Consider the following 19,413-nt stretch of genomic DNA (forward strand, 5'->3'; position numbering starts at 1 on the left):
AGCCAAGCGGGAGGCGCGCGATGGCCGCACCCTATGTTCTGCACATGCTGACGCCGCTGAAGCACGTCAGCGCCTTCGACGTCAACATGGCGGCGGACGCCGGCATGGGGCCGCTGTTCCCCTACACCGGCGTTGCGCTGGAGGAGGTCACCGGCATCACACAGGACGCGATGTTCTCCCGCGACCCGGCGAACGCGGCGCGCACCGGGCTGTTCATCGGCGGGCGCGACGCCGTGCTGGCGCTCGACATGATGGACGCCGCGCGCAAGGCCATGTTCGCGCCCTTCACCATCTCGGTCATGGTCGATCCGTCGGGCGCCTTCACAACGGCCGGCGCCATGGTCGCCGTCGTCGAGCGCGCCCTGCGCCGCAGCCACCCGGACGGGATCAAGGGGCTGACCCTCAAGGTGTTCGGCGCAACCGGCGTGGTCGGCGGAATCGCCGCCGTGATCGCGGCGCTCGCCGGCGCGCGTGTCACCCTGGTCAGCCACCGCGGCCTGTCGGGCGTGGAGCCCAAGGCCGCCGAGTTCCGCCGGCGCTTCGGGGTGGAACTCGCCTGCGCCGACGCGCCCGACGACGCGGCGCGGGAGACGCTGCTCGGCGATGCCGAGGTGGTGTTCGGCTGCGGACGGGCCGGCGTGCAGATCCTGTCGGCGCGCAACCTCGCCGCGGCGGGCCGCCTGCTGGTCGCCGCGGACATCAACGCGGTGCCGCCGTCCGGGATCGAAGGGGTCGGCCCGAAGGACAACGGCACACCGCTTCCCGGCGGGCGCGGCGTCGGCGTCGGCGCTCTGGCGGTCGGTGCCGTCAAGTTCCGGGTGCAGCACGCCCTGCTGACGCGCCTCGCCGCCGCGAAGACGGCGGTGTATCTGGATTTCTGCGATGCCTACGACGCCGCCCGCCAGATCGCCGGCTGAAACGGTGGCGGAAGGGCCGGACATCGTCGTGGCGGCCCTGTCGGCGCGGGCGCTGGCCGCCGCCGCCCGCCGCGCGGGCCGTTCTCCGGCGGCCGTCGATCTGTTCGCCGATCTCGACACCAGACGGCTTGCCAAGCCCTGCCTGCGGCTGCCCTGCGAAGCCCTGCGCCTGGAATCCGGCCCCCTTCGGAACGCCCTGGCACGGACGGACCTGCGCGGCCTTTCGCTGGTCTACGGCGCCGGCTTCGAAGACGACCCGGCGCTGCTGGCCCACTTCGCTGAGGACCGGCCCCTGATGGGCAACCGGCCCGATGTGGTGGCGCGCGTCAAGGACCCATTCCGCTTCGCCGCCACCCTGGCCCGGCTCGGCATTCCCCATCCTCCGGTCGCGCTGACCGTGAATGGTTCACCCGACGCCCATCTGCTGAAGCGGATCGGCGGCAGCGGCGGCGCGCACATCATTCCCGCATCGATGGCCCTGGCCAAGCCGGGCTGGTATCTTCAGCGCCGCGTCACCGGTCACGCCGTGTCGGTCCTCTTTCTCGCGGACGGCGACCGCGCGGTCATCGTCGGGCTGAGCCGGCAGTGGGCCGCGCCAACCCCGGCAAGCCCCTACCGCTATGGCGGCGCCGCCGGGCCATGGCGCTGTCCGGAGCGTTGGACCCGGACCTTGCCCGCCATGATCGGCCGTCTTGCGGCGGCGTTTGAACTGGTCGGGCTGAACAGCGCCGATTTTCTGGTGACCGGGTCGGATCTTCATCTGTTGGAGATCAACCCGCGGCCGGGCGCGACGCTGGACATCTTCGATCGCCCGCCGATGCCACCGCTGCTCGGTCTCCATCTGGACGCCTGCGCCGGGCGCCTGCCCGACCGTCTACCGGTGTTGTCGGGATGCCGGGCGGCGGCGGTGTTCTACGCCGACGCTCCCACCCGGATCGAGACCGGGAGGCGTTGGCCGGCCTGGACCGCGGACCAGCCGGCGGCGCCGGTCACCATCGGGCGCGGCGAGCCGGTCTGCACGGTGTTCGGCAACGGGCCCAGCGCCGGCGCGGCGCGGCGTCATGCCGAGCGGCGGCAACGCGAACTGGCGGCCCTCGCCGCGATGGAGATGCAGTGATGACCACGGAAACGCCGTCCGATCCACGCCCAAGCCTCGCCGCGTTGTCGGCGCCGCTGGTCGAACGGCTGGTGGCCGATGCCCCGGTGCTCCGTCTCGGCATCGAGAGGGTCGGCGGGGCCTGCGTCGTCGATGCCGGGATCGGCCATCCCGGCGGGCTGGAAGCCGGACGGCGCGTCGCTGAACTGTGCATGGGCGGTCTTGGCCGGGTGGCATTTAGCCCAATGCCCGGCCCGCCGCCCTGGCCGTTCGGCGTCACTGTCCACAGCGCACAGCCGGTGTTGGCATGCCTCGGCAGCCAGTATGCCGGCTGGAGCCTCAGCCATGGCAGCGGCAAGGGCGCCTTCTTCGCGCTGGGCTCCGGCCCCGGCCGCGCCCTGGCCCGGCAGGAGGCGCTGTTCGACGAGCTGGACTACCGCGACACCGCCGACGCGGCGGCCTTCGTCATGGAGGCGACGGCCCTGCCGCCCGCCGAACTGGTCGCCCACATCGCAACGACCTGCGGCATCGCCGTGGACCAGCTGACCCTGGTCCTCACCCCGACGCAGAGCCTCGCCGGAACCACCCAGGTGGTCGCCCGCGTGCTGGAGGTCGCCCTGCACAAGCTGCACGCCCTCGGCTTTCCGCTCGACCGCGTTGTCGACGGCATCGGCATGGCGCCGCTTCCCCCGCCGGGCGGCGGCTTCCTCACCGCCATGGGCCGCACCAACGACGCGATCCTCTACGGCGGCACGGTCCATCTGCACGTCACCGGCCCGGACGACGCGGCCGAGGATCTGGCGCGCCGCCTGCCCTCCTCCACCTCGCGGGACCACGGGCGCCCCTTCGCGGAGATCTTCGCAGCGGCGAAGGGAGACTTCTACGCCATTGATTCCATGCTGTTCAGCCCGGCGCACGTGACGGTCACCGCGATCGACAGCGGGCGCAGTTTCCACGGCGGGACCCTTGCGCCGGACCTCGTGGAGCGCTCGTTCCGCGATGTCCGGTGAGCGCGCCGCCCTGATCCTCACCGAACGGCCCGACTGGCACACGCCGCGGCTGGTCCGGGCCATCGAGGCGCGCGGCCTGCCCTGCCGCTGCGTCTCGCCACGGCGCTGCGGGATCGCCGTCGGCCACACGGCGACCGGGCTGCTGATCCCCGGCTTCGAGGACACGCTGCCGGCGGGTGTCTTCGTCCGCGCGGTGGGCCAGGGCAGCTTCGAGCAGGTGACGCTGCGCCTGGGCGTGCTCCACGCGCTGCGCGACCTCGGGGTGCCGGTCTGCAACGACGCGCGGGCCATCGAGCGCTGCGTGGACAAGAGCATGACCAGCTTCCTTCTCGCCCGCGCCGGCCTGCCCACCCCGCCTGCCCTCGCCGTGCAGGAGCCCGAACCGGCCCGGCACATCCTGGACCATACGCCCGATCACGTGCTGAAACCGCTGTTCGGCGCACAGGGGCGCGGACTGCAACGCTTGGACGGACCGCAGGCTCTGCCCGACGCCGATGCGGTCGGCGGCGTCTACTACCTGCAGCCCTTCATCCCGCCACGCACCGAAGGCGCGTGGCAGGACCGCCGAGTCTTCGTGGTGGGCGGGCGGGCCGTCGCCGTGATGACCCGGTACGGGCGGAGTTGGATCACCAACGTCCATCAGGGCGCGGCGTGCGAGGCCGCTCCCGCCGACGACGAGGCCGCCGCGCTCGCCGTCCGCGCCGCGGCGGCGGTTGGCGCAAGCTACGCCGGCGTCGACCTGATCCAGGACCGCGCGGGGGCCTGGCTGGTGCTGGAGATCAACAGCATGCCGGCTTGGCAGGGCTTGCAGCGGGTCAGCGCGGTGGACATCGCCGACGCCCTGGCCGCCGACTTCGTGGAGCGGGTCGGCGCATGATCGGTGGGCGCATGATCGACTGGGCGCCGATCCCCCCCGATCCGGCCTCCGGCGTGGCCGGTGCCTACCGCGCCGCCTGCCACCTGGAACTGCGCGCGCTGAAGCCCGGCAACGTCCACATCCATGCCGAGGGACACGGCATGACCGTCGCCCAGTTCCTCGCCAGCGCCGACGCGACCGCGCCCATCCTCGCGCGGCCGGGGCTGGACGTCGGGGAGCGGCTGCACGCAGCCGTCCTCGCCACGCGGGAAGCCGTCGGCTGCAACACCAACCTCGGCATCCTGCTGCTGGCCGCACCGCTGGCCCAGGCTGCGCTGATGCCCGGCGAAGGCTCTTTGCGCGACCGGTTGCGCCATGTCCTCGCCAGCCTGACGGTGGCGGACGCGGAGCTGGCTTTTCAGGCGATCGCGCTGGCGGAGCCCGCCGGGCTGGGCCGCGTGGAGGGGGCGGACGTGCACGCCCCGGCGCGGGTGACTTTGCTCGACGCCATGCGGGAAGCGCAGGACCGCGATAGCATCGCCCGGCAATACGCGACGGGCTTCGCGGACATCTTCGACACCGGCGTGCCGAGCCTGCGGCGATGGCTGGACGCCGGGCCGGATTTCGAGCGGGCAACGGAAATGATTTATGTCGAATTCCTCGCCACCCTGCCCGACAGCCATGTCATCCGAAAATACGGGCGGGAGCGTTCTGAATGGTTACGCACGCGGGCTTCGGAATTGAGGGAAAACGCGGCCGCGGATCGTGCATTCACGCTAACGCGATCGCGCTTGGCGGAACTGGACCGGGACCTCAAATACAATGGCGTCAACCCGGGAACGACCGCGGATATTGTCGTGGGTTGCCTTCTTGCGTTCTGGCTCATGCAATCCCCGCAGCCGCCCGTCATAACGGATGCTCTTCGAAAAGACGCGCTCCGCGAAGGGCGCCGGCAACACTAGGGAGAAAGGACATGCCGATGTGGGGAGGACAGTCCACCAAGATCAACCGCGTGCTCGTCGGTGAATCGCTGGTCGGTGATGGGAACGAGGTCGCCCACATCGACCTGATCATGGGACCGCGCGGCAGCGCCGTGGAAACGGCCTTCTGCAACGCGCTGACCAACAACAAGGACGGCTTCACCGCCCTGCTCGCCGTCGTCGCACCCAACCTGATGTGCAAGCCGGCGACCATCCTGTTCAACAAGGTCACCATCAAGGGCGCGGAACAGGCGGTGCAGATGTTCGGCCCCGCCCAGCACGCCGTCGCCAAGGCTGTGGCCGACTGCGTGTCGGAAGGCACCATCCCGCAGGACGAGATCGACAACATCTTCATCTGCGTCGGCGTCTTCATCCACTGGGAGGCCAAGGACAACGCCAAGATCCAGGACTACAACTACCGCGCCACCAAGGAAGCCATCGAGCGCGCGGTCGCCAGCTTCCCGAGCGCGCAGGACCTGATGAGCCAGAAGGACAAGGTGAAGCACCCCTTCGCCGCGTGACTGGCTTATCGGGACAGGGCATCCAGTTCCGCACCGCCGATGCGGCCGTCGTGCAGCGCCGTCGCCACCAGGGCGCCGGCGCTGCCACGCGCCGCGAGGTCTCGAAGGTCGTTGCCGTCGCGCACCCCGCCGGCGGCGAACAGGCTTGCCTGCGGCTTGGTTTCGTTGATCTCGGCGAGGCGGTTCCAGTCCGGCCCCTCACCCGACCCGACGCGGGCGAGGGTCATGGCGATGATCCGCTGCGGCCACAGGTCGGGGCGGTCCGGCAGGCCGGTCGGTCCGACGAAGCGGTCGCGGAAATCGAGCGAGAGGATCACCCGCTCCCAAGCCGGGTCGGCCTTCAGCGCGGCCAGCGGAGCCAGCCCGTCCAGGCTCTCGCTGCCGAGCACCGCGTCGCCGAGCCCCGACGCGACGAAGCCGCGCACCGCGTCGGCGGTGCGGAACCCGGCATCGACCCAGAATCCAACATCCGGATAGGCCTCTTTCAGCCGCGCCAGCGCCGGCCGGTTGTCGCCGGTGCCTTGGATGGCGTCGAGGTCGGCGGCATAGACCACCCGGAACGGATGCAGGCGGAGCAGGCCGCCGACCACCGCCACCGGGTCGTTGCCGGCGCACAGCGACGAGCGCAACGGCGGGTAGCGGCCCCGGTCGCCGCGGCGGGCGTGCACCACACCGCCATCCCTGAGGTCGATCACCGGAACGACGTGGAACATTTCCCACTCCCTCGGCTGCATGATGGTGGACGGCATGCGCATCCTGGTTTGTGAGTTCGTGACCGGCGGCGGTATGCCGCCGGACGCCCCCATCCCCGCCAGCCTCGCCCGTGAGGGCGACCTGATGCTCCACGCCCTGCTGGCCGACCTGCTGGAGATGCCGGGGGTGGCGGTGACGGTCACGCGCGACGCCCGCCTTCCGCCGCTCGCGTTCCCCGTGCGCAGCATAACCATCACGGACCCGCGCGAGTCCTGGTCGCTTTGGGAGGACCTCGCCCGGCAGGCGGACGGCGTCTGGCCGATTGCCCCGGAAACCGACGGCGCATTGGAACGCTTCAGCCGTATGGTTGAAGCCACTGGGCGCCGCCTGCTCAACAGCCGCGCCGACGCGGTGGCCGTCGCGTCGAGCAAGGCGGCGACGGCAGCCGTTCTGTCGGCGGCCGGACTGCCCGTCGTCCCGGTCTGGCGGATCGGCGCCGTCGCTGCGGACGGGCCGCCGGGGAACGGTCCGTGGGTCGTCAAGCCCGACGACGGGGCCGGATGCATCGACACCCGGCTGATCCGCGAGCATGCCGACTGGCGGGGCTGGCTGGGAGAGACGGACCGGAGCGGCTTCGTGGTGCAGCCCTTCCAGCCGGGCACGCCGGCCAGCCTGTCGATGCTCTGCCGCGACGGGCGGGCCTGGCCGCTGACCGCCAACCGCCAGACCGTCACCCTGTCTGCTGGCCGCTTCTCCTACGGCGGGGGGATCGTCGGCGGGATGGCGCTGTCCCCCGCCCTCTCCGATCTCGCGCAGGGCGTCGCGGCGGCGCTGCCCGACCTGTTCGGGTGCGTCGGCGTCGATGTCATCGTCGGTCCCGACGGGCCGACGATCATCGAGGTCAACCCGCGCCTCACCACCTCCAATGTGGGGTTGCGGCGCGCGACGGGGTTGAACGTCGCCGCCGCGGTGCTGGACCTGTCGCGTGACCCGCCGGTCCCGCCGCAACCGGTGACGCGCATCGAACCGGTCCTTCTGACGCTGGAGGGGTGAGCCATGGACGGCGGCGCATTGATCGGGCTGGACATCGGTGGGGCGCACCTGAAGGCCGCCTTGTTCGATGGGGCGGGAACGCTCCGCGACCTCGACCAGTGGCCCTGCCCGCTCTGGCAGGGTCTCGACCGGCTGGAGCAGGCCGTCGCGGCGGTGACCGCCCGCTGGGGCCAGCCGCAACAGGTCGCGGCGACCATGACCGGAGAGTTGGCGGACCTGTTCGACGACCGCGCGGACGGCGTGCGCCGCATCGCCGCCACGATGCGCTCCGCCCTGCCCGCCGCGACCCTCAGCATCTTCGCCGGCCCCCGTGGGCTGGTGCCGGTCGATACCGTTCCGGACTGCGTGGAGGCGGTGGCCTCCGCCAACTGGTACGCCACCGCCTTGGTGGCCGCGGCGGGCGGCGACGGCGTCCTGCTGGATGTCGGAAGCACCACCACCGACATCGTCCCGCTCGTCGGCGGCGGCCCGCTCCACGCCGGCTATTCCGACGCCGAGCGGCTGGACAGCGGCGAACTGGTCTACACGGGCGTCGTGCGCACGCCGGTCATGGCGGTGGCCAGCGCTGCCCCCTACGGCGGGCGCTGGCGCGCGCTGATGGCGGAGCTGTTCGCGACCATGGCCGACGCTCATCGCCTGACCGGGGCGCTGCCGGACGGAGCCGACCAGCACCCGACAGCGGACGGGCGCGATCACGGAATCACGGCCAGCGCACGGCGCCTGCTGCGGATGGTCGGCGACGACCTGGAGCCGGACGGCCTACCGAAGGCCCGCCGCCTCGCCGGCCATCTCGCGGAACGCCAGCTCCGTCGGATCGAGGACGCGCTCGACCAAGTGCTGTCGCGGAGCTTGACGGCGGACGCCCCGCCGCTCGTCGGCGCCGGGGTCGGCCGGTTCCTGGTGCGTCGCCTCGCCGAACGCCGGGGATCGGCGTACCGGGACTTCGAAGCGCATCTGCCGGTGGCGCCGGCCTTGCGGGAACGCACGGGATGGTTCGCTCCCGCCGTCAGCGTCGGCTGGCTGGCCTTCGACGGTGCGCCGCACAAACACCTTTGCCCGGTTGCCGCCCCCGCAGACGGGGTCCCATACTTGCGCGATTGAACACAATGCAGGACCGGACGATGGCTGCTGCGGCCACGTTCCTCGGGTCGTCCGCGCGCAAGGCGCCGGCCGGCGTCTGGCTGCTCGTCTGCCTGCTCTGGGCAACCCCGGCGCCGGCCGATCCCCTGCCCGTGTTCGAGGTCGCACCCGGCGTGTTCGTGCACGCCGGTCGCCACGAGGAAACCGACGCGGCCAACGCCGGGGACATCGCCAACTGCGGCTTCATCGTCGGGGACGACGCCGTCGCCGTGATCGACAGCGGCGGCTCGCCGGTTGTTGGACATCGTTTGCGCGACGCGATCCGCGCCCACACCGACCGGCCCATCCGCTACGTCGTCAACACCCACATGCACCCGGACCATGTGCTGGGAAACACCGCCTTCCTGCCCGACCGGCCCGAATTCGTGGCGCACGGCAACTTCCAGGCGGCCCTGACGGCGCGCATGGACCATTACCGGCAGGCGTTCGAGGCCGAGACCAGTCCCGCCGCCGCCGCGGAGGTGCGGCTCATCCCGCCGACCCTCGTGGTCGCCGAGCGGTTGGAACTGGATCTGGGAGGGCGCGTGCTCGACCTCGTTGCGTGGCCGGTGGGCCACACGGACAACGACCTGACGGTGCTCGATCGGCGAACCGCGACGCTGTGGGCCGGGGACCTGTTGTTCATGGAGCGGGCGCCGGCCATCGACGGTTCCGTCCTCGGCTGGCTCCGCGTTCTCGACGCCCTGGCCGCGGAACCGGCGGCGCGCGTGGTTCCCGGACACGGCCCTCCCTCGGCCCCCTGGCCGGATGCGGCCGGGGACCTGCGCCGCTACCTGAGCCGGATCGTCGAGGGTGTTCGCAAGGTCCAGGCCGCCCACGGCACCATTCAGCAGGCGGTCGAAACGGTCGCCGCCGAGGAGGCGCCGCGCTGGCGCCTGTTCGAGTCCTACAACCCGCGCAACGTGACGGCGGCCTTCGCCGAACTGGAATGGGAATGACGCCATGACCACACCGCACCGAACCATTTTCACGCTGTCGGGAGTTGCTTGGCTGTGCCTGGGCAGCGCGAGCGCTCTGGCGGCCTCGCCGCAGGAAGAGCGCTGGGACATGCTGCGCGACATGTATTTCTCGGGTCGCGCGGTCGAGGATGCCGGGCCGCTCCTCAGCCTGGAGGCGCCGAAGCGGGCCAACGACGCGGCGGTCGTGCCCATCCGGATCGTGACCGCGCCGGGCAACGGCGTCGAGGTGACCGCGGTCCATCTCATCGTCGATGAAAATCCGGTGCCAATGGCCGCGACCTTCCGCTTCCCGCACGGCGACAGCCCGCAGGCGATCGATACCCGTCTGCGGGTCAACGCCTACACCAACATCACCGCCGTGGCGGAAACCGGCGACGGGCGGCTGCTCCGCACCACGCAGTTCGTCAAGGCGTCCGGAGGATGCTCCGCCCCGGCCCTGAAGAACGCCCAGCTCGCCGTCGCCCGCATGGGCAAGATGAAGCTGAACCTGCCCGACAGCATCGTCGCCGGAAAGCCGTTGACCGCGCAGCTGCTGATCAGCCACCCCAACTACACCGGCATGCAGTACGATCAGCTCAACTATTACTTCATCCCGGCTCACTACGTGAAGACCGTTTCCATCCGTTACAACGGGACGCCAGTGCTCGACATGCAATCGGACATCTCGTTGAGCGAAGACCCCAGCATCCATTTCTCCCTGGTGCCGGAGGAGCAGGGAACGCTGGACGTCACCGCCGAGGATTCGAACGGGCGGGTTTTCCAGGAGAGCTGGCCGATCCGCGCCAATTCCGGTTCGTAAAGGTCGCCTGCGCCGCCGCCGGGCCGGTTAGAAGCATTTCAGGTCGGCGGCGACCTGGGCTTGCCGGAATTCGTTCAGCAGATCCTTGATCCACCCGACGTCGCGCATGAGCGCGGCGCGCTCGCCGGGCGCCTCCTGCATGCCCCGCGCGGTCTCCATCGCCACGTAGCTGTCGTAGGGGAAATGGGCGGCAATCTCGTCGATGCTGCAGGAGCATTTGCGCACGACGTCCGGCCCCTGACCGTTGGACAGCATGCAGCCGAGAACGTAATCGACGCGGGCGTAGGTGGGATAGCCGTCCTCGGCCTGCGCCGTGCCGCAGCCGATCAAGAATGCGATCAACGCAACCGGAACACCATTCCTCGTCATCGGGTCGGGTCCATGCTGGTCTGTCCGAAGAAGCGCATCCTCATGGTGGGGCGATCAAGCATTCGGTCTCAAGCACGCATTCGGAGATCGCCGCGGGAATGACCGGCCGATCACAATCAGAGCTGAATAAATTCGGCATTCATTGACCATAGGAAATCCATACGTATTTTCCGTGCCACTATCCATTCGTAGGATGGCCGTACCAGGATTGGACCGGTAGGCTTCCTGAAGAGGACCGAAACCGCAGATGGTCCTTTCCATCCATCCAGGAACCGAGGGAGCGCATCATGAAGACTTGGCGCAAACCGAAAATCCGCGTGATCGCCGTCGGCACCGAAATCAACGCCTACGCCTGCGCCCAACTCTGATGGCGTGGTGACGGCGAAGCCGTGTGCCTGATCGTGCCCACCACCGACTTTCCTGCGGGCAGCGGCGAGACACGTCTCCGCTGCCCGCTCGCTTGTTTCAACAAGGCCGCCCATCAAGGACCGGCTTGAGTTCGGGCACCGGACTCACGCCGGGCGCAGCGGTTCGAAACGGGCGAACCATTGACCCGCGCCATCCGGCGCCGTGGCGTCGTAATACAGAGAGGACAGACGCAGACGGCCGGCGCCCTCCAACCGCGGCCCCGTCGCCATGGTGTGAAAGCTCCCCCCTCCCACCACGCGGTGCGCGATGGTGAGATAGAGTCGCGACAGCATCCCGTCCCGCAGCATGGTGGACAGCATGCGGGGACCGGTCAGCAGATACACGCTGCGGAAGCCGAGGTTGCCGAGTTCCCGGACCAGAGGCGCCCCCTCCACCGATGCACCGTCTCCAGCCAGGATCACCGGGAAGCCTCGCGCGCGCAGCGCATCGACCCGATCAAGGGGGGCCTGCCGACCGGTCGCGATCAGAACGCGCTGCTTTTCCCGGATGACCGACTCCGGAATCGGAAAATCGAGGCTGGCGCTGGCGATCACGACGGCGGGCTGGGCGGACAAGCCGTTCTCCTGCCTCCACCGCGCGAGGTCGCGGTCCATGGCGCGCGTGCCGATCTGCAGCACGTCGTCCAGCCGACCCGCCGCGAGGTCGCGCAGATAGCCGCCGTGGGTGACGAGGCAATCCGCCTGGGCCTGAAGTTCGAGGAACAGGCGGAAGTCGTTCTCGCTGGTGATCTCGACCGGCAGGCGGCTCACTTCGCCGTCCTCCAGCGCGATGCGCCCGTCGAGGCTGCCGACGAAGCTCGCATAGACAAACGGCGCCGATGCACTGCCCAGGGTGTGGAGCGCATCGGCCACATAAAGCCCGGCCAGCGCCACCTCTTCGGGCGGTCCCGGAAAAAGCCTCAGCACACGCGCAGCCATGCCCGACGATAGCACCGTCGTTTCTGCGGCCAACAGCGCGGAAGGAGGGGGGCGCGGACGCCCTCCCCGTCAGGTGAACCAGCGGGCGGCGTCGCCGGTCTGTCCGACGATGGTGACGCTCACCCCCGGCCGCAGATCGAGGACGGTGTTGCCGTTCACGACCCTCGCCGACGCGATCACGCTTTTGAGATCGAGCGAGGAGTCGAAGAGCGCCAGCCGATCGGTGCCCGCGGTGAAATCCATGACCATCGATCCACCGGACGCTCCACCGAGGGCGAAGACGTCCGCTCCGGCCCCACCCCACACCGTGTCGGTCCCCTGGTCGAGGAACAGAAGGTCATCCCCCGCCCCACCGACCAACACATCGTCGCCGGCTCCGCCGAACAACGTGTCGTTGCCATCCTCGCCGAACAGCGTGTCGTTGCCCGCCCCGCCATCGGCCAAGTCGTTGCCCGTCCCCAGCGACAGGATGTCGTCACCGGCCCCGCCGAACAGCGTGTCGTTGCCATCCTCGCCGTACAGCGTGTCGTTGCCCGCCCCGCCATCGGTCAGGTCGTTGCCCGTCCCCAACGACAGGATGTCATCGCCATCCTCCCCGAACAGCGTGTCGTCGCCGGCGCCGCCGAAGAGGGTGTCGTTGCCGGTGCCGCCGAACAGAGCGTCGGCGCCGCCTTCACCGATCAGGATGTCGTTGCCGGCACCGCCACCCATCGTGTCGTTGCCGGCCCCACCACCCATCGTGTCGTTGTCGGCGCCGCCATCCATCAGGTCGTCGCCATCGCCGCCGTGCATCAGGTCGTCGCCGTCGTCGCCATACAGCGTGTCGTTGCCGAGCGTGCTGGCCACCGTGTCGTTGCCGCCGCCGCCCGACAGGAGATCATCGCCGGGGCCGAGGGTGATCGATTGGCTGCCGGCGTCGCCATACACCATTTGGTTGCCCTCGCCGCCGGTCAACGTCGCCGAACCGATGACGGCGGCGAACGACACGGTGTCGAGCTGGATGGTCAGCGATCCCGCGGCCCCGGTCGTGTCGATGACCAGTGCGGTCGGCATGGTGCCCCCCGGCGTGGCGCCGGTGATCCGGACCGCCGCCCCCGGCATGGCGGGCGCGGTGAAGGCGAGCGTGCGCAGCAGTAGGGACGCCTGCTGCGCCAGCGTGGTCAGGAAGCGGGCGCCGCCGCTGGACAGGTCGGACCGCGACACCGACCCTGCCGTTGTGCGCGCGTCGATCGCCTGGATCAGGTCGGCCTGCGCCAGGGTCGCCCCCTCGCGGGCCGCCGGGCCGCTCGCCGTCACGCCGACTCCTGTCGGCAGGCCGACCTGCAGCGTGGTCGCCACCGTCGGCTGCCCGGTGGAGGGATCGGTCACCGTCTCCCGGACCAGCGGCACGTCGGCCAGCCCGGCGTTCGGGCTGGCGGGGTCCTCCGAGCGGCCATTGGCAGGTGCCTGGACCACCACGGTGCTGACGGCCCGTCCGTTGGCCTGCGACGAGAGCGTCTGGACCTCGGTGCCGTCCACCACCGCCCCTGCCGCCTTCGCCGCGGTCGCCGTTCCGGCCGCCGAAACGTTGCCCGCCGCGTCGATCAGCGTGACCGACAGGGACAGCGTGCCGTCGAACAGGCCGGACACGTCGATGCCGCCGACCGTGCCGCTCGACCCGGTCAGCGTTCCCGTTCCCGTCAGCGGACCGCCACCGCCCGAGGAGGACAGCGTCCAGCGGTAGGTCGTCCCGTTCTCCCCGCCGGAGAGGACGAATCCGACGCTGCTCTGCTTGGCATGGTCGATGGACGCATCGTTGAAGGCCACCGACGGCGTCGTCGGGGCGATGGTGTCGATGAGCACCGACAGGGCGCCGGACGCCGGACCGGCGTTGCCCGCCGCGTCGGTCGCCCGCGCGGTGAAGGCGTGGGTGCCGTCCGAGAGCGGCGTCGCGCTGAGATCGGCGACCCAGGCACCTTGCGCATCGGCGGTGACCGTCGCCACCTCCGTCCCGCCGTCGGACAGGACGACCCGGCTGTCGGCTTCCGCCGTGCCGCGCACGAACAGCCGGTTGCGGTTGGTGTTGGCGACCGTCACCGGCAGCGTGCCGGCGGAGTCGGTGCTCACCGTGGTGATCGCCGGGCTGCCGGGCGGGGTAACGTCGACCATCGGCAGGGTCAGCGTGCCGGTGGCCGGCGTGGTGACGCCGTCGCTCACCGTCACCGCGACCGTCGCCGTGGCGGCGGTGCCGCCGGTGATCCGCAGGGCGGCGAGCGTCGCGTTCACGTCGGCGACCGACCCGCTGATCGTCAGCGTCCCGTCGCCCGCCGTCGCCACGGTCGCCTGCCCAGCCGCCGTGGCGCCCAGGGTCGCCTGGGACGGGGTCAGGGTCACCGTGACCGCCTGGCTGTCCGGATCGGCGATCTGGATGCCCGTCAGCGCCGTGGCAAGGCCCTGGTCGAGGGTGATGGGCTGCGGCAGGGTGAGCGTCGGGGCGACCAGGGTCGCCGGATCGACAATGGTCACCGCGATGGTCGCCTCGGCGTCGGTCGTCAGCGTGCCGAGGTCGCTGGTCGTCACCCCAATCGTTCCGGCGGTCTGGCCCGCCGTTCCGGTGAAGGTCAAGCTGGCCAGTGTGGCCGTGATGTCGGCCTGGGTGCCGATCAGGCGCCAGACGCCCGCGGACGGCTGGGTCAGGGTCACCCCGCCCTGCGCCGTCAGAGCCAGCGCGCCGTTGGTCGGGGTCAGCGTGACCTGCAGAGTCGGGCTGTCGTAATCGCTGACCGACAGGCCGGTCACCGCCGTCGCCACGCCGGAAACCACCGACAGGGTGGCGGGGGCGCTGTGCTCCGGCGAGGACAGCACGCCGATGACCAGCAGGCTGTCGGCATCGGGGGTCAGGGGCTGGTCGTCGGAGGACTCGAAGCGGATCGACGCGCTGGTGACGTTGCGCGACGCGGTGAACTCGAGCTGCTGCAGCGTGCGGTTCACGTCCTCCAGCGAGCCGGTGAGCTGGATCTTGCCGTTGCCGAGGTCGCTCGTCGTGGCTGAGCCGTAGAGCGGCAGGGTGAGGGTACCGTTGGTCGGTGTCAGCACGACGGTCATCGTGCCGCCGTCGACATCCGTGATCTCCAGCCCCAGCACCTCGGTCGAGCGGCCGGCGACCAGGGTCGGGCTGCTCGGCAGCACGTTGGCCGGCGGCGACTGAATGGCGATGGCGAGCGTCCCCGAGGCGTCCGGCGTCGAAGGGTCGCCGTCGGCCACCGTCACCGCGATGCTGCCCGCCGTCTGTCCGCCGGTCCCGGTGAAGACCAGCGAGGCGAGCGTCGTGTTGACGTCGGCCACGCTGCCGCTGACCGTCACGGCGCCGTCGCCGGCCGTGCTGACCGCGGCGGGGCCGGCGAGGCCGAGGCTGCCGTTGCCGGGCGTCAGGGTCACCGTCACCATGGCGCTGTCGCCGTCCATCACCGACAGGCCGGCGATGGCCGCGGCCGTTCCCGCCACCACCGTCTGAGCGCCGGGCAGGGTCAGCACCGGATCGACCGGGTCCTCGTTGCGGATGGTCCCCGACGCCGACGCCGTTTCGATCGCCGTCGCCGTGACGGACGGGTTGGACAGGGTGACGGTGAAGGTCTCGTCCGGCTCGATGTCGGTGTCGCCCGACACCAGGATGGTGATGGTCTTCGTCGTTTCGCCGTCGGCGAAGGAGACGGTGCCCGACGGCAGGGTCCCGCCGAAATCGGCGGCGTCGAGCGTGGCGCCTGCCGCTCCGTTGCCGGCCGCGACTGCCCAAGCCACCGTCAGCGCGCCGCCCGTGTTGCCGGCGCGGGTGACGGTGAAGGTGAAGGCGGTGGTGGCGCTGTTTCCCTCGCGCTTGTCGGCGTCGGTCGCCGCGATGGCGAGGCGCGACGGCACGACCACGGCCACCTGGGCCGCGCTGATCTGCTGCTGGAGGTTGGTGCCGGTGAAGGCGGTGACGGCGCCCGACACGTCCCCCGCGGCAGTGCCGCTGCGCAGCTCGTCCGCCGCCGTGCCCTGCGCCACCACCTGGGCCTGGGCCATCTGGGTCAGCCCGTCGACACCACCGCTGTTGGTCGTGCCGGCGGTGATCACCGCGCCGTTCGACGCGGCGATGACGTTGGCGGCACCGCCCGTCACCGCGGCCAGCCTCACGCTGTCCACGGCCCCGATCCGCGCCCCGGCGGCGGCCAGGATGGCGGCCAGGACCGCCGGATCGGCGAGGTCGATCGTGCCGCCGGCCGGGACGGCCTTGATCGCGTCGGCGATGGCGCCCACCAGCGCCCGCCCGATCACGCCGCTGGCCCGCGGCGCGCCGATCACCACCCCGGCGAGCACGGCGCTGCCCTGGACGATCACGTTGGCGACGCTGGCCGCGGCGGCTTGGGTCTTCAGCGCGGTCACGATGGCCGCAGCGTCCGCCCCGGTCGTGGTCACCGCGACGATGGGGTCGTAGGTGAGCAGGTCGAGCCCGGCGTCGAGGCCGAGCTTGCTCTTCAGCTCGGTCGCCGCCGCGGCGATCTCGCTGTCCGTTCCGGCGAGCCCCGCCATGCCCATGATGATGGTGGTCAGCGGCGTGATGACGGACGCCGAGCTTGGAGCCTCGTAGACGCCGGTGAAGGGAAGGTTGGTCGAGATGTCGGTGCCGCCGATCATGACGATGGGGCCGGCACCGCCCGGAATCGACCAGCTTCCCACCGCGTTGGTGGTCCCGAACGCCTCTCCGGCGTCGAGTTGGCCGTTGGCGTTGGCGTCGGCGAACACCGTGGCGCCGGCGATGTAGCCGTCGATGGCGTGACCGCCGCGGACATTGACCAGCACATGGCTGGTGACCGGCGCTGCGCTTCCAAAACCGAGGCTGGTGACGGCGTTGCCGGCGCTGTCGCGGATCTGCGCGCCGTTCAGGTCGATGGTCCCGGCGACCACGATGCCGTCGCTGTCCAGATCGTCCGCGCCGACGGCGTAGCGGAACACCAGCTTGCCGGCATCCACGCGCAGGAAGGTGGCGTAGCGGGTCTGGGTCCCGATGGTCAGTGCCAGCCGCGGCGCGCCGGTGCCGGAGACGCTGACCGCGTCGCTGAAGGCGACGGTGAAGTCCAGCGTGTCGCCGCGCGCCGCCAGATAGCGGCCGGCGGCCGGGACGGTCACCGCGGTGATCGATGCGGCACGGTCGTCGTTGAGGATGGTGCCGGTCGCCGTCGCGTTCTCCACCGTGATCTTGGCGTCGGTGACCGTGGTCGAGGGGGAGAAGAGCAGGACCCGGAATTGCTCATTGCCTTCGACCTGCCGGTCGCCGCTGATCGGAACGGTGATGGTCTTGCTGGTCTCGCCGGCGGCAAAGGTGACGGTGCCACTGGGCAGCGTGCCGCCGAAGTCGGCCGCGTCGGCAAGGCTGCCGCTCAGACCGGTCGTGTCGACCTGCCACTTAACCGTGGTGGCGCCGGAGCTGTCGCCGCGCCGGGTGATCGTGTAGGTCAGGCTGGTGGAGCCGCTGTTGCCCTCCGCAATCGACAGGCTGGACGGGGTGAGGCTCAACCATTGCACCGGTGTCAGGCTGATCGTAACCGCCCGGCCGACCAGATTGGTCCCGTCGGACACAGCGTAGCTGAAGGACCCGGCAGCCCCGGTGGCGCCGAAGGGCGGCGTGTAGATCACCGCGGCGAGCTGGTCCGGCGACAGCGTGTCGCCGACGGCGAGCGCCGTGCCGTCGTAGCGCTGGAGCGTCCCGACCGTCGGCAGGCCGGTGACCGTGATGGTCAGCGGGTCGCCTTCCGGATCGAGCGGCTTGTCGATCGACAGGCCGACGCGGCTGGAGTTCTGGTCGATGGCGACGTGCTTGGCCTCCTGCACCGCCGGGGCGGTGTTGACGCCCCGCACGGTGATGGTCAGCGTCGCGGTGGCGGTCGCGCCGGCCTGGTCGGTGACGGTGTAGCTGACCGTCTCCTGCCGGGTCTGGCCGAACAGCAGCGTGCCGTAGCCGCCCGTCGGGTCGAAGCTGTATCCGCCGTCGGCGTTCAGCGTCAGCCGGCCGCCGCCGGACAGCGTAATCGCCCGGCCGACGTTGGCGGCGTCGCCATTCACCGCGCTGACGGCCAAATGGTCGCCGATGTCGGGGTCCGTGTCGTTGGCGAGCACGCCGCTCGACGCCGCCACGGTGACCGGGGTGAGCCGGTCGGTGCCGCCGGCGTCGGCCGCTGCGAGCGGCACGTCGTTGACGTTGACGACCTGGATGGTCAGCAGATCGGAAACCGTCGCGCCGGAGGAATCGGTTGCGGTGACGCGCACCGTCCGGGTGCCGACGTCGGCGTTGCCCGGCGTGCCGGACAGGCGCCCGGTGGCCGCATCGAAGCTGAGCCAGGCGGGCAGCGCGGAGCCGTCGCCGCTGGTCGCGCTCAGGGCGAGGGTATCACCGGCGTCGGCGTCGGCGAAGGTCCCCACCGGCACCGTGTAGGAAAATGCCTGGCCCTGGTCCACATTGCGGGTGCCGAGCGCCTGGGCCAGCACCGGGGCGTCGTTGACCGACAGGACATCGACACTGGTCGTGGTGTTCGTCACCGATGCGCCATCCCCGTCGGTGACCGTCACGGTGAAGGCCGTGGTCTCCTGGGTGCCCGGAGCGGCCCGGTTGGCCACCGGCTGGAAGTCGAGCAGCCGCAGGGCGGCCTGGGCCGCCGCCGCCGAGCTGGCGGTCAGGGTGTAGGTACCGGCGGCCGACTTGGAAAAGCCGCTGGCGATGAGACTGGCGGCGGTGAAGACGCCGGTGGCATCGCCGACCGTGCCGCCCGAATTGCGGATCGTCACCACGACCGTCTGGGCTTGGCTGGCCTCGTTGTCGGAAACGGTCATGGTGGCGAAGGCGTAACGGCTGGCGGTGTCGTCGGTCGCCTGTCCGGCCACCGCGCCGCCGATCACGGGGGTGCTGTTTCCGGACGGACTCCGAGTGTCGATGGCATAGCTGACCGAGCTCACGGTGCCTGTCGGACTGTTTCCGGCGGTGTCACTCCACCCCGTTGCCACGGTGACCCGGCTGTCGGAAGCGACCGTTTCCACGCTTGGGGTCAGGGTGGCCGTATAGACCAGCCCATCGCTTCCGGGCAGGACCGACAGATTCGACAGCGTTCCGTTCTGTGCGGCCACGGCCGAAAGGGAGAAGCCGACCGGTGCCTCGCTGAACGTAAAGGTGACGGTTGCCGTCTCCCCCACGCCGATGGTCGACCTGCTCAGCGCGATGGCGACGGAAGGTGCTCCGGTATCGATCGTGACGGTCAGGGCAGACGAGGCCGTCGAGCTGTTGCCCGCCGCATCGGTCACCGTGGCCGTCAGCGTGTGTGCGCCGTCGCTCAGCGAAGCCGCCGTGATGCTCCACGCGCCCGCCGCCGAAGCGGTCACCGTGCCCAGGGCGGTCGCGCCCTCGTACAGCACGACCACACCCGCCTCGGCCACACTGCCGGTAATCACCGGCGCCGCCACGTTGGTCAGCGTGTCGGAGGTCGAGCCACTGTTCGACGCCGCCGCCAAAGCAAGGCTGGTCGGCGACGAAGCGCTGGTGTCGATGGTGACGGTCAGCGCGGTGGAGGTGGACGAGCTGTTGCCCGCCGCATCGGTCACCGTGGCCGTCAGCGTGTGCGCACCGTCGCTCAGCGAAGCCGCCGTAATGCTCCACGCGCCGGCCGCCGA

The 19,413-nt window shown here is 70.7% G+C and carries 15 protein-coding genes; 11 read left to right on the forward strand and 4 right to left on the reverse strand.

From position 1 onward, the window contains the following. Positions 1–20: 20 nt before the first annotated feature. From JJL56_RS25805 to fae, 6 genes are read left to right on the forward strand one after another with little or no spacing between them, the layout of a single operon-like run. Positions 21–917, forward strand: a complete 897-nt coding sequence (locus JJL56_RS25805) for an NAD(P)-dependent methylenetetrahydromethanopterin dehydrogenase (protein ID WP_200486827.1) — start codon at positions 21–23, stop codon at positions 915–917. Beyond that, complete coding sequence (locus JJL56_RS25810; RefSeq protein WP_211111974.1) at positions 883–2,034, forward strand: ATP-grasp domain-containing protein; 1,152 nt, start codon at positions 883–885, stop codon at positions 2,032–2,034. Before JJL56_RS25805 ends, JJL56_RS25810 begins: the two co-directional genes overlap by 35 nt. Continuing rightward, positions 2,034–3,023 carry a methenyltetrahydromethanopterin cyclohydrolase gene (gene mch / locus JJL56_RS25815; protein ID WP_200486828.1) on the forward strand — a complete coding sequence of 330 codons (990 nt, stop codon included), beginning with the start codon at positions 2,034–2,036 and terminating at the stop codon, positions 3,021–3,023. The genes JJL56_RS25810 and mch overlap by 1 nt, the downstream gene beginning before the upstream one ends. Then, on the forward strand, positions 3,013–3,900 hold the full coding sequence (locus JJL56_RS25820; RefSeq protein ID WP_200486829.1) for a RimK family alpha-L-glutamate ligase: 888 nt from the start codon (positions 3,013–3,015) through the stop codon (positions 3,898–3,900). The genes mch and JJL56_RS25820 overlap by 11 nt, the downstream gene beginning before the upstream one ends. Positions 3,901–3,911: 11 nt before the next feature. Continuing rightward, positions 3,912–4,841: a triphosphoribosyl-dephospho-CoA synthase gene (locus JJL56_RS25825; RefSeq protein ID WP_145627775.1), complete on the forward strand. Its 930-nt coding sequence runs from the start codon at positions 3,912–3,914 to the stop codon at positions 4,839–4,841. An 11-nt stretch (positions 4,842–4,852) separates the two neighbouring features. Continuing rightward, positions 4,853–5,380: a formaldehyde-activating enzyme gene (fae, locus tag JJL56_RS25830; protein ID WP_162471583.1), complete on the forward strand. Its 528-nt coding sequence runs from the start codon at positions 4,853–4,855 to the stop codon at positions 5,378–5,380. Between the two features lie 5 nt (positions 5,381–5,385). Here the strand turns inward: fae and JJL56_RS25835 are convergent, their stop codons facing one another. Continuing rightward, on the reverse strand, positions 5,386–6,129 hold the full coding sequence (locus JJL56_RS25835; RefSeq protein WP_247891253.1) for a HisA/HisF-related TIM barrel protein: 744 nt from the start codon (positions 6,127–6,129) through the stop codon (positions 5,386–5,388). 181 nt (positions 6,130–6,310) lie between these two features. On the opposite strand from JJL56_RS25835, the gene JJL56_RS25840 reads away from it, so the two are divergent. From JJL56_RS25840 to JJL56_RS25855, 4 genes are read left to right on the forward strand one after another with little or no spacing between them, the layout of a single operon-like run. Next, positions 6,311–7,126 carry an ATP-grasp domain-containing protein gene (locus JJL56_RS25840; protein WP_425599147.1) on the forward strand — a complete coding sequence of 272 codons (816 nt, stop codon included), beginning with the start codon at positions 6,311–6,313 and terminating at the stop codon, positions 7,124–7,126. A gap of 3 nt (positions 7,127–7,129) precedes the next feature. Next, positions 7,130–8,227, forward strand: a complete 1,098-nt coding sequence (locus tag JJL56_RS25845) for a hydantoinase/oxoprolinase family protein (protein WP_200486831.1) — start codon at positions 7,130–7,132, stop codon at positions 8,225–8,227. 20 nt (positions 8,228–8,247) lie between these two features. Further along, on the forward strand, positions 8,248–9,204 hold the full coding sequence (locus JJL56_RS25850; protein ID WP_247891254.1) for a quinoprotein relay system zinc metallohydrolase 2: 957 nt from the start codon (positions 8,248–8,250) through the stop codon (positions 9,202–9,204). Between the two features lie 4 nt (positions 9,205–9,208). Beyond that, positions 9,209–10,024 (forward strand): quinoprotein dehydrogenase-associated SoxYZ-like carrier, encoded by an 816-nt coding sequence (locus JJL56_RS25855; protein WP_145627769.1) that lies wholly within the window; start codon positions 9,209–9,211, stop codon positions 10,022–10,024. 27 nt (positions 10,025–10,051) lie between these two features. Here the strand turns inward: JJL56_RS25855 and JJL56_RS25860 are convergent, their stop codons facing one another. Continuing rightward, a complete protein-coding gene (locus JJL56_RS25860) occupies positions 10,052–10,366 on the reverse strand; it encodes a hypothetical protein (RefSeq protein WP_145627768.1) in 315 nt (104 codons plus the stop codon). Positions 10,367–10,680: 314 nt separating this feature from the next. On the opposite strand from JJL56_RS25860, the gene pqqA reads away from it, so the two are divergent. Continuing rightward, a complete protein-coding gene (pqqA, locus tag JJL56_RS25865) occupies positions 10,681–10,761 on the forward strand; it encodes a pyrroloquinoline quinone precursor peptide PqqA (RefSeq protein ID WP_014242213.1) in 81 nt (26 codons plus the stop codon). A 144-nt stretch (positions 10,762–10,905) separates the two neighbouring features. Here the strand turns inward: pqqA and JJL56_RS25870 are convergent, their stop codons facing one another. Both JJL56_RS25870 and JJL56_RS25875 read right to left on the reverse strand, forming a co-directional pair. Next, the gene (locus JJL56_RS25870) at positions 10,906–11,739 is read right to left on the reverse strand and encodes a RibD family protein (protein ID WP_145627767.1); all 834 of its coding nucleotides are present in this window, start codon (positions 11,737–11,739) and stop codon (positions 10,906–10,908) included. Positions 11,740–11,808: 69 nt separating this feature from the next. Further along, positions 11,809–19,413: Ig-like domain-containing protein (locus tag JJL56_RS25875; protein ID WP_200486833.1), on the reverse strand; the 7,605-nt coding region annotated here is incomplete at its 5' end.

Origin of the sequence: Azospirillum aestuarii (genome assembly GCF_016632405.1) — a bacterium.
Classification (GTDB): domain Bacteria; phylum Pseudomonadota; class Alphaproteobacteria; order Azospirillales; family Azospirillaceae; genus Azospirillum; species Azospirillum aestuarii.